2 protein-coding genes are annotated in these 2,818 nt (G+C 67.8%); both read left to right on the forward strand.

Going from position 1 to position 2,818, the window contains the following annotated elements; all coding sequences use genetic code 11:
• The coding region (gene infB / locus RTU05_RS17670; protein ID WP_312599603.1) for a translation initiation factor IF-2 at positions 1-2,060 on the forward strand (2,060 nt) is incomplete at its 5' end.
• A gap of 249 nt (positions 2,061-2,309) precedes the next feature.
• Positions 2,310-2,735, forward strand: a complete 426-nt coding sequence (locus tag RTU05_RS17675) for a DUF2141 domain-containing protein (protein WP_312599604.1) — start codon at positions 2,310-2,312, stop codon at positions 2,733-2,735.
• Positions 2,736-2,818: the final 83 nt, after the last annotated feature.

The raw sequence follows: 2,818 nt of genomic DNA on the forward strand, positions 1-2,818 counted from the left end.
CCGCGCCGAACGCGCCGCCCGCGACGCCGGAAGTGGCGCGCCCCAGCCGTGCGCCTGGTGCAGGCTTCGGCCGTCCGGTCGGCCGCGACGACGATCGCGACAAGCGTTTCTCCGACGCCGGCAAGGCCGTTAGCCGCACGCGCGGCGAGCCCAAGCGCCGCGAAGGCCGCATGACCATCCAGTCGGTGGTCGGCGACGGCGACGCCGCCGAACGGATGCGCTCGCTGGCCTCGGTTCGCCGCGCCCGCGAACGCGAGAAGGAAAAGCGCAAGGGCGGATCGACCGACGCGCCGAACCGTCCGCGCGAAGTGGTCATCCCCGACGTCATCACGGTGCAGGAACTGTCCAACCGGATGGCCGTGCGCGGCGTCGACATCATCAAATTCCTGATGCGTCAGGGCATGATGATGAAGATCAACGACGTGATCGATTCCGACACCGCCGAACTGGTGGCCGAGGAGTTCGGCATGGCGGTCAAGCGGGTGTCCGAATCCGACGTGGAGACCGGCTTCCTGGCCGAGGCCGACGACGAGGGCGCCACCGAGACGCGCGCACCCGTCGTGGCCATCATGGGCCACGTCGACCACGGCAAGACCTCGCTGCTCGACGCCCTGCGCACGACCGACGTCGCGGGCGGCGAGGCCGGCGGCATCACCCAGCACATCGGCGCCTATCAGGTGCGTCTGGAAGACGGCCAGAAGGTCACCTTCCTGGACACGCCGGGCCACGCCGCCTTCTCGGCCATGCGGGCGCGCGGCGCCACCGTGACCGACATCGTGGTGCTGGTCGTCGCCGCCGACGACGGCGTCATGCCCCAGACCATCGAGGCCATTCAGCACGCCAAGGCCGCCGAGGCCCCGCTGATCGTCGCCGTCAACAAGATGGACAAGCCCGGCGCCACCTCGCAGAAGGTCGTCAACGAACTGCTGCAGTACGAGGTCATCGCCGAAAGCCTGGGCGGCGACACCCAGATCATCGAGGTGTCGGCCAAGGAGCGGATGAACCTAGACGGCCTGCTTGAAGCCATCCTGGTGCAGGCCGAGGTCATGGACCTGCGCGCCAACGCTGATCGTTCGGCCGAAGGCGTCGTCATCGAGGCCAAGCTGGACAAGGGCCGCGGCCCCGTGGGCACCGTCCTGGTCAAGCGCGGCACGCTGAAGCGCGGGGACATCGTCGTCGCCGGCGGTTCGTGGGGCAAGGTTCGCGCCCTGTTGAACGAACGCAACGAACAGCTGACCGAAGCCGGTCCGTCTGTTCCGGTCGAGATCCTGGGTCTGGACGAGGCCCCGTCTCCGGGCGACGTCTTCGCCGTGGTGGATTCCGAAGCCCGCGCCCGCGAGCTGACCGAATATCGTCAGCGTGTGAAGCGTGAGAAGGCCCAAGTCTCGGGCGGCTCGGTCTCGCTGGTCGACATGATGGCCAAGCTGGGCTCCAAGAAGATCAGCGAACTGCCGGTCGTCATCAAGTCCGACGTCCAGGGTTCGGGCGAAGCCATCGCGGCCTCGCTGGAGAAGATGGGCAACGACGAAGTCCGCGCCCGCATCGTCTATTCCGGCGCCGGCGGCATCACCGAGAGCGACGTCAACCTGGCCAAGTCGGCCGGGGCGCCGATCCTGGGCTTCAACGTCCGCGCCTCGAAACAGGCGCGCGACCTGGCCGAGCGCGAAGGCGTGGAGATCCGCTACTATTCGATCATCTACGACCTTCTGGACGACATGAAGGGCGTGCTGTCGGGCATGCTGGCGCCGCTGCAGCGGGAAACCTTCCTGGGCAACGCCGCCGTTCTGCAGGTGTTCGACATCTCCAAGATCGGCAAGATCGCCGGTTGCCGCGTCACCGAAGGCGTCGTGCGCAAGGGCGCCCGCGTCCGCATCATCCGCGACGACGTGGTGGTGCTGGAGCTGGGCGTGCTCAACACGCTCAAACGCTTCAAGGACGAGGTCAACGAGGTGCCCTCGGGCCAGGAATGCGGCATGCAGTTCCAGGGCTTCCAGGACATCAAGGAAGGCGACTACATCGAGTGCTTCACGGTCGAAGAGATCAAGCGCACCCTGGACTAGGTCCGGGTTCGCGGCATCGAGAGAGACAGGCCCGGAACCCAGGTTCCGGGCCTTTTTCGTGGATGGCGCGAGAGCCTTTGCGGCCTGTTCAAACTGGCGTTCGTTCGCGCTTCGTCAGTGGACGGGGCCGGTCGTTGGCGAAGGCGGGGCGGTCATCGCCGCAACTGACGTGGCGGCGCGGCGGAGGCGTCGGCAGGGTCCGGTCATCGAGAGCCGGTCGTCGGTTCTCCCCCGATCAGGACGCCCGACATGAGAACCCTCTCCGCCATCACCCCGACCCTGGCCCTGCTGGTCGCCGCCGTCGCCTCGCCGACCCTGGCCGCCGATCTGACGATCCAGTTTCCCGCCGCCGCCCATCAGGGAAGGATCATGGTCGCCCTGTATGACAGCGCCGCCGCCTATGGCGGGCAGGGCGGGCCGGCCAAGGCGGCCATGGCGGATGCGGCGACCGGTCAGACCAGCGTCACCTTCGACAACCTGCCCGACGGCGACTACGCCGTGCGCGCCTTTCACGACCTGAACGGCGACGGCAAGATGAACACCAATCCCTTCGGCATGCCGACCGAGCCCTTCGCCTTCTCCAACAATGCGGTGGGCAACATGGGACCGGCCGGTTGGGACCGCGCGCGCTTCGCCGTGGGCGGCGACGCCGTCCAGTCCATCGACCTGAAATAGGCGCCGCAGACGTCGCCGAAGCCGGAAATCCGACCATGACCCCCTCTCGCCGTTCCTTCCTGATGGGCGCCGCCGCCCTGTCC

The sequence above is a fragment of the Brevundimonas sp. genome, from assembly GCF_032017145.1.
Taxonomy (GTDB): Bacteria; Pseudomonadota; Alphaproteobacteria; order Caulobacterales; family Caulobacteraceae; genus Brevundimonas.

What these genes read in the sequence shown, in the direction of transcription:
- RTU05_RS17675 (WP_312599604.1), top strand. Translation starts at nt 2,310, where the DNA reads ATGAGAACCCTCTCCGCCATCACCCCGACCCTGGCCCTGCTGGTCGCC.